Annotated in this window: 6 protein-coding genes and 1 tRNA gene; 5 read left to right on the top strand and 2 right to left on the bottom strand. The window is 56.8% G+C overall.

Going from position 1 to position 7,750, the window contains the following annotated elements; translation table 11 throughout:
• Window positions 1–8: 8 nt before the first annotated feature.
• A tRNA-Pro gene (locus AAE029_RS19140) sits at window positions 9–85 on the bottom strand.
• Window positions 86–399: 314 nt separating this feature from the next.
• Between AAE029_RS19140 and AAE029_RS19135 the strand changes: the two genes are divergently transcribed.
• Window positions 400–813: a hypothetical protein gene (locus AAE029_RS19135; protein WP_371074467.1), complete on the top strand. Its 414-nt coding sequence runs from the start codon at window positions 400–402 to the stop codon at window positions 811–813.
• Between the two features lie 152 nt (window positions 814–965).
• Here AAE029_RS19135 and AAE029_RS19130 read toward each other — a convergent pair whose 3' ends face one another.
• The gene (locus tag AAE029_RS19130) at window positions 966–1,625 is read right to left on the bottom strand and encodes an NADPH-dependent F420 reductase (protein WP_371074449.1); all 660 of its coding nucleotides are present in this window, start codon (window positions 1,623–1,625) and stop codon (window positions 966–968) included.
• Window positions 1,626–1,777: 152 nt separating this feature from the next.
• Between AAE029_RS19130 and AAE029_RS19125 the strand changes: the two genes are divergently transcribed.
• The 4 genes from AAE029_RS19125 (at window position 1,778) to AAE029_RS19110 (ending at window position 7,695) form a co-directional block, all read left to right on the top strand.
• On the top strand, window positions 1,778–5,005 hold the full coding sequence (locus AAE029_RS19125; protein WP_371074448.1) for an AAA family ATPase: 3,228 nt from the start codon (window positions 1,778–1,780) through the stop codon (window positions 5,003–5,005).
• Window positions 5,006–5,112: 107 nt separating this feature from the next.
• On the top strand, window positions 5,113–5,403 hold the full coding sequence (locus AAE029_RS19120) for a hypothetical protein (RefSeq protein WP_371074447.1): 291 nt from the start codon (window positions 5,113–5,115) through the stop codon (window positions 5,401–5,403).
• Window positions 5,400–6,629 carry a YcaO-like family protein gene (locus AAE029_RS19115; RefSeq protein ID WP_371074446.1) on the top strand — a complete coding sequence of 410 codons (1,230 nt, stop codon included), beginning with the start codon at window positions 5,400–5,402 and terminating at the stop codon, window positions 6,627–6,629. The genes AAE029_RS19120 and AAE029_RS19115 overlap by 4 nt, the downstream gene beginning before the upstream one ends.
• Entirely contained in the window at window positions 6,613–7,695 is a 1,083-nt protein-coding gene (locus AAE029_RS19110; RefSeq protein WP_371074445.1) for a TfuA-like protein, read from the top strand. Before AAE029_RS19115 ends, AAE029_RS19110 begins: the two co-directional genes overlap by 17 nt.
• Window positions 7,696–7,750 lie beyond the last annotated feature (55 nt).

The following is a 7,750-nucleotide window of genomic DNA, read 5'->3' as shown; positions in this document are numbered from 1 at the left end:
GACTTTTCTGGTCGGAGTGGAGTGATTCGAACACTCGACCCCCACGTCCCGAACGTGGTGCGCTACCAGACTGCGCTACACTCCGTGACCAGCGGCGCCTCTATAGACCAGCCCAACTGGTTGCACAAGCACCAAAATTGAAAAAGGCGCCTGCTTCGTGACGAAAAAATTACAATGTCGAGTTGGATGACGGAGCAACATGTCGCAGGTCCTCCGGCACGCGCCAAAGTGCCGCAAGTGCAGTAAAAGCAACACTTTCAGAAATTCTGCGCAAGCCACTGGACAGCAATTTTCTTTTGTCGGGTTCCGCGCTAAAGCGCTCGACGGGACACGCGGAAGGTCGCCGAGCGACGGGCTTCCGCCGGGTCGAAAGCGCGATTGAAGCTCAGGGACGATATGATGAATTTCCGCATGATCACTGCGGCAGGGCTTGCCATGGCCCTTGCCGGATGCACCACGATCCCCACCGCCACAAAAAATCCGATCGAAGCCCGTTGGGTCGGCAAGTCGGCCGGCGGTTTCTTTGCCGCATACGGCGCGCCGATCAGCGATCGCCCGGATGGGAGCAATACCGTTTATACCTGGCGCGGGGGCTACAAGACGGTGCGCATTCCGGCGAAATACGCCGAAGGGGCTGACGGCAAGCGCGGAAGACAGATCTCGCCGGCGCGCACTGCCTATCTGCGCTGCCAGGTAGAGGTTACAACCTCTGACGACTACGTCATTCAAGGCATCCGCACCGTCGCCGACATGCCAGGCGTCAATGGACCGTCTTATTGCACGGAATTCCTCGCTCCTGAGCAGCCGGCATAAGACGATTCAATCAGATTCTCTGGTATCGCGGGCGGTCGAAAGGCCGCCTGTTTTCTGGCGACTGGTCTCTCATTTGACGAATACATGGCTTGAGCCACTGGATGCGACTGAAGCAAACGCCTCGGCTGAAACCGATGCGCCCCGTATAAAACTCAATGTGTGGCGGGCGTAGCTGCGTCTACGGCCAGGATTACGGGTGTGACCAAAGTCCCTTGGCCCTGAGCATAGGCCAGATGGATAATCAGCTCTGCCAGCGGCTCCAGATAGCGAGCGCTTTCCATACTGCCGGTGTCCACGGCGTCATATCCGATTTCGCGAACCAATCCCGCTACCAGCTGTTTGGACTCAGCATCATCTCCTGCCAAAAAGACTTGGGGAATAATGCCTCCGTACGACGGATTGGCTGACACTACATCTGCAAAAATGGCATTGAAAGCTTTCACGACCTTTGAGCGTGGCGCAAGCCTCTGGCATGTTTCTCCCGCAGAATCGGAATGGCCGATTGTGAGTTGCATGTAGTCGGAAGTAAGCGGGTTGGTGCAATCGACAATGATCTTGCCGTCTATGTCTCCCAGGCCGCTCAACGTCTCAGCCAAATTGACAAATGGAACAGCGAGGAAAATCACATCCGCTCCGGCCACGAAGGATGTCGCCTCCCCACCCCGAACGCCCAACGGCGCCGCAAGCTCACCTGTTTTCTGGTTTCGAGATCCCAGCAAGACATGATGAGGGGTTCGTGCAAACCGTTTCGCCAAGGCGCATCCGACGTTCCCCGTTCCGACGATCAGGAGAGTCAAGGTTGAAGCGGACATGAGAGCCTCGCAGCAAAAGCGCGTGAAGCTCAAGTTTGTTCGGTAAGCCATGGGCGGTCAAGCAGATTCTGTTACGGGCGTAACCGATTCCGTACTAAGCTGGCTATGTATGCCAAGGCCTCAGGCTGCAGTATTCCCGGTTGGAGATGCCCATGCCGCTTACCCTCCGACAATGGCTCAAGCAGATCGGCTTGCTCGAGTACGCAGACCTGTTTGAGGAACACAACATTGATTTCGGCGTGCTTGGCGATCTGACCAGCAGTGATCTTCGCGAGATCGGCATCAAAGCCGTCGGTGATCGACGGCGATTAATCGCTGCAGCCAAGCAGTTGGGTGCAGCGTCGTCTGAAGCTCCGTCTAAGTCGCGCGTCGGAGCCTCCCGGAGCTGGACTGGAAGAGCGGAGCGACGGAATCTCGCGGTGCTCTTCTGCGACCTCGTGGGCTCTACACATATGTCGGAACGGCTGGACGCCGAAGAGTTGCGCGACATCGTTGCCAACTACCAATCGACGGCTGTCCGGGTCGTAGAGAGATATGGCGGCAAGATCGGTCAGTTTATGGGAGACGGGGTACTTGCCTACTTTGGCTGGCCCAGCGCACGAGAAAACAACTCGGAGAGTGCCGTTCGCGCGGCGCTTGAGCTCACCAAGGCGGTCAGGGAAATAGGGCTATCCAGTCGCATCGGAATTGCCACCGGCCCTGTGGTTGTTGGCGACATTGAAGGCGACAATCTCAGGCTCAAGGACCAAATCGTGGGCCGGACACCAAACCTCGCAGCTCGGCTGCAATCGGAAGCGGAAGCCGACACCATCGTCGTTACGAGCGAGACTCGTGCACTGGCTGGCGAGGAATTCGACTACAGTGATCTTGGCTTTCGGTCGATGAAGGGGATTGCAGCATCGGTAAGGCTTTGGCGGGTCGATGGCTTAAGGCTGCACGACCCTGTAAAGCACTTTGCCAGTTGGGACACGCCGATTTTTGGTCGAACCGGACAACTGGATGCTTTGACGAGGCTGTGGAACGAAGCACGAAGTGGCGAGCTGCGCTCTGTTCTGGTCCAAGGGGACCCTGGTATCGGCAAGTCGCGCTTGGTCTCCGAAGTCCTGACACTTACTGAACCGGGCCAAGATTCCGTACTATTGGAGTTTCAGTGCTCACCCTTCCACAGCCACGAGCCACTATTTCCGGTCCTTGATCAACTTCGACGCTTTATCATTCCACCGGGAGGTGTTGGCTCGTCGGCTTCGTTCCAGGCTTTGATTGCAGACGCGAGCCAAGAACGACGCGACGCCGCCCAGGTTCTCATTGCACTCCTCTCCGGCGATCCCAACGGGCATCTGGCCGGACTGACGGCACGGGGGCGAAAAGAAAGGATGTTCAGTGTCATCCAGTCAGTGCTGGATACCATCTCCACAATTCGCACGCTCTTGATCGTCGTGGAAGATCTTCACTGGGCGGACCCAAGCACGATAGAATTTTTCCAGCGGTTCGTTGATGATCCGGCAAGGCGGAACGCGCTTGCGGTGTTTACCTGTCGCAGCGAAGCTACGTCACAACTATCCGGCATGCGCTTCGATGAGATTGTCGACGTACCGCGCCTTTCACATGGCGAAGTGAACCAATTGATGGAAGCGATAGCAGGCGGTGCAGAACTGCCACGGCCTGTCCGGACCGCAATCGCAGACCGTTCCGACGGCGTTCCTCTCTATGTCGAAGAACTCGCGAAATCAGTGCTGGACGAACATCAATTGCCTCAAGCAAGGCAGGAACGCGACCTTAACGAGACATCCATCCCGATGACCTTGCATGACTCGCTCATGGCGAGGATAGACCGCCTGTCAATAAAGATGGAGATACCGCAGGCAGCGGCGGCGATCGGTCGCGAATTTTCTTCTCGCGTGTTGGAGATCGCGCTCGGGTATCGAAGGTCCGAGGTGGAGAACGCACTGCGTCATTTGATCGGCGCTCAGGTCGTGAAGGCCGATCCGGGGCGGCCGGGCCATTTCATTTTCAAGCATTCTCTGATGCGCGACGCAATTTATGAAAGCATGCTGTCGAAGACGAAAAAAGCCGTGCATTGCCAGATTGCCGGAGCCCTGGAGGAGACCCATTCGGCAGATGGCTCGCCTCACGTCCTCGCGCACCACTGGGCTTTGGGAGGGAACGACCTCAAGGCGTTTGAGTACTATTCGCGCGCGGCTGCCCTCGCCAAGGCTAATTTCGCAAATAGGGAGGCAATCGCTTACTTTCAGAAATCGCTGCACCATCTGCGCTTGGCGGTAGACGAATCGGATCCCTCCGCGGCCGAGCTGAAGACAGCCCTGCTTGAACAATTGAGCGAGGTGCAGTTCCTTTCGCACAATATTGACGAAGCGGAAGCGGCCTTGCGAGAGGCCATGGATCTCGCTCCCAATGAGCCCCTCCAAAGGGCCAGGCTGCTTCGCAAGCTGGGTGGCGCGCTTCAACAGGACCGAGGCAGGTCGTTGCAGGTCCTTGAGGAAGCTGAGCAGGTCCTTCAGAAGCTCCAGGATACATCGACGAAGGACGCGCTCAGCGAATGGATCGAAATTCAGCTCTCAAAATGCAACGCCAATTACTGGAGCGGCAACGGCGACGCAATGAGCATTCTGCTGGACCAGATCCTTCCTCATATAAATAGCTGCTCTGCTGAGCAACTGGCAGAATTCTACAACCAGTGCGTGCTCAGAGATCTAAGACTTCAACGCTATAATTCCTCCTCGGCGACCATCACGCACGCGCAGAACTACGTGAAGGCTGCCAAGCGGACCAATAACCTGGCTACGATTTCATCTTCTCAGTTCATCCTTGGATTTACCTGTCTCCACGGTGGCAAATTGTGGAACGCGGAGCGCGCGCTACTCAGCGGGATGCAAGCCGCTCAAAGGTCCGGCCACAAGGCCATTGAACTTCGTTGTCGCGTGTATTTGAGCCTGGCGTACCGGCTGCAGGGCAAGGTCGAGGCTGCCATTGAGATGGCCACGGAAGCAGCAGAAACAGCCAAGGTCGAGGCGATGTCAGAATATGTCGGACTGACCAGCGCAAACCTCGCATGGGGTCACTGGAGGAGCGGTCGACTGGAGGAAGCCCGCTCGGAAGCGGAAGGAGCCGTCCGGGAGTTCGACAAGTCCAAGATCGCCTACCCATTCGAGTGGACGGCGTTGTTGGTGTTGTTGGCGACTGACCGTCAAAATTACGATCGGGTGAAATTGCTATGCAATCGTCTCTTGAGCGTCACGCAGCAGGAGCTGCCGGAAGTCGTGCGCGCGGGGACCGAAAGTCTCGCGGCGAGTTCAAGTGAAGACTACCCGTCTCTTCTTCTGCAATTGATTGCCGCATGCAGAAAGCGGAACCTTCTATAACTTTCGGTTGATAGACTCGCTTCATTTGGGTAGCCGCACAACAGGATGCTTTATTTGAAGATCGGGATCGAGGTGCTATCTTAGAAATTTGCAACGGGAGGGAAGCCATGTCTCAAGATAACAGCGACGACTTTCGTCACGATCTTATTATCGCCAGCGACGATGGAACTATTCTGCATATCCCCCGTGACGTCTGGGACCAGGACGTCTACCGCATTGACGCGGCAAAATTCCAGTCCGGCGACGACTGGCAGGTTGTTCGCGAGCTTCTGCAATGTGGCGTATTGCTCGCAGCCGTTCCTCAGAAATTGCCGCCAGACAAGCCAAAGCCTCTTGGCACCTGCTGGCTTGTGAATATAGAGGGCCTGAAGAAGTCTACGCAGTTTCACGTTCGGTGAAACTGGATGCCCTAAAGAGTGAGTCTTGGTCTCGTTTCATTCGCGAAATGGACCCGGCCGAGACTCTGGCCAGAATGGCCCCTTTCCTGCGTGATATCGGAGTTTCGCGCATCGCGGATATCACTGGTCTCGATTCCATCGGATTGCCTGTCATGGTTGCCTACAGACCGAATGCTCGGTCGCTTGCAACCTGTCACGGCAAAGGGGCAACGCTGAGCGAGGCGAAAGCTTCCGCTGTCATGGAGGCACTCGAGCGTCACTGTGCCGAGAACCCCAAAATAGCTTTGAGATTTGCATCCTTCAATGAACTGCACGACGAAGGACGCGTGGTCGACCTGGATATCCTGCCCAGAATTGTCGAAGCGCCGCCATCCAGAACCCGCCGCACCCTTTGGGCTTCTGCAACGGGAATGACCACCGGCGAGAACGTATGGGTTCCTTATGAGATAATTCACCTGGACTATGCTCTGCCGCTGCCGGCAAATCTTGAATGCCTGCTGATGGGTTCGGGCGGACTGGCGTCCGGGAATACGAAAAAGGAAGCAACGGTCCATGCGATCACGGAACTGATCGAAAGGGATGCACTCACCCTTTGGCGATCCAGAGGCACGGGAATTCAGGAAACGGCCGTCGATTTAGAATCGGTTGATGATCCGTGGTGTTCTGACATCCTGAGCACACTCATTCGCTCCGGCACAAGAACCGCTGTTTGGGACATGACTAGTGATCTCGGCGTACCCGCCTTCTTTTGCGAGATATGGTCCGACTCGACCACATTCCGGAGCGTGGGGCCAGCCGCCGGCAGCGCATGTCATCCGTCAAGCGGGATTGCGCTGGGAAAAGCGGTGCTCGAGGCAGTCCAAAGCAGATTGACGATGATCTCTGGTACGCGGGATGACCTTACGCGAGACATGTTTGTACGCGGGCCCCCACAAGCACCACTCGACGAACAAACCGTCAGTCCAGGTAAGACGTTCACTGAAATTCCCAGCGCATCGAGTTTCGCCAGCATAGACGATACGCTCGACGACTTCCTGGATAGAATGAGGCTTGCCGGCATCGATGAACCTCTCATCGTTGACCTGTCGCATGATGGCATACCTGCTGCCGTGGTGCGTGTCGTCGCCCCTGGGCTCGAAGGTTCGTGCGATGCGCCTGGCTATATGGCTGGGACGCGTGCCAGACGGCTGGCCGATTATCGAGATGGCAATGGCGAACGAAACTGACAAGGTAGCGGTCTTCGTGGGCCCATCGCTCGGACGTCATCGTCCATCCTATCCCGGTGTCGAGCTCGACTATCGCCCCCCTGCCTCCCAAGGAGATGTCATCGCGGCTGCGGTTGACGGCCCGAAAGCCATCGTCCTGATCGACGGCTATTTCGAGCATGTGCCCGCAGTGCATCATAAGGAAATCTTGTGGGCTCTTTACGAAGGCATTCCAGTGTACGGGGCAGCATCGATCGGAGCCCTCAGAGCCGCGGAGCTCAGTGAGTTTGGTATGATCGGTGTAGGAAAGACCTTCGAATCCTTCCAATCCGGCGAACTCGAGTGCGACGATGAGGTCGCCTTGGTCCACGGACCGGCAGAAGTTCACTACCAGCCGCTTTCGGAGCCGCTTGTGAATATTCGATCGACGTTGTCGTCCGCTCTTGATGCGGGAGTAATCGAAAAAGATCTTGCCGCTTCCCTGATCAACCGAGCGAAAGCAATCTTCTATCCCGAGCGTAGTTTCGGGCGGCTGCTTGGCGACCTGGATCACCAGGCGGATCGCGCCGGCGCAGAAAGATTGGCAAGCTGGTTGCCGAGTGGAAGAGTGGATCAAAAGCGCATCGATGCAATGGCTTGCCTCGCCCAAGCGACCAGCGATCTGCAGCGGCCGCCCCGTGAACCCGGACATTCGAGTCGCGGATTCGCCTTCACCGATGCGTTTGCTCAACTTGTACAATGCACCGCGGCGGGGCTGCCGCTCGGGAGCCGCACTGCCTATAGGCTGATAGAGTTGTGTTCCAACAGGACCGCCGGGTTATCTGAATCCGCGGCTGTATGCGCGGCCGCACTGGCGATAGACAGAGCCACTCGAGGTCCCGTTCCCGTTCGTTCCCTTGGTGAGACCGTCAATGCCTTCCTCGAGCACGTACCGGGCGGGGATATCGGCAGCTGGATGAAGTCCAGGGACCTGGATCTTGATGCTCTGTCCCGCATATTGGAGGAGCTGGCTCGAATGGACCGATCCTATGAGGCAGCAGAAGAGTTGCTTCATAGGATAGTTCACTCCAGGCTTAAAATAAGATAGCGCTTGGACGCCGGTCGTCGTGGAGTAACCTGTGTGTCTGGTATAGAGCTAACAA

The sequence above is a fragment of the Sinorhizobium sp. CB7 genome, from assembly GCF_041357635.1.
Lineage (GTDB): Bacteria > Pseudomonadota > Alphaproteobacteria > Rhizobiales > Rhizobiaceae > Rhizobium.
Note: the sequence above shows the minus strand (reverse complement) of the source record. Positions and strands in the feature narration are given on the sequence as shown.

Coding starts and splice junctions, on each gene's coding strand:
- AAE029_RS19135 (WP_371074467.1), top strand. CDS start 400: ATGAATTTCCGCATGATCACTGCGGCAGGGCTTGCCATGGCCCTTGCC.
- AAE029_RS19130 (WP_371074449.1), bottom strand. CDS start 1,625: ATGTCCGCTTCAACCTTGACTCTCCTGATCGTCGGAACGGGGAACGTC.
- AAE029_RS19125 (WP_371074448.1), top strand. CDS start 1,778: ATGCCGCTTACCCTCCGACAATGGCTCAAGCAGATCGGCTTGCTCGAG.
- AAE029_RS19120 (WP_371074447.1), top strand. CDS start 5,113: ATGTCTCAAGATAACAGCGACGACTTTCGTCACGATCTTATTATCGCC.
- AAE029_RS19110 (WP_371074445.1), top strand. CDS start 6,613: ATGGCGAACGAAACTGACAAGGTAGCGGTCTTCGTGGGCCCATCGCTC.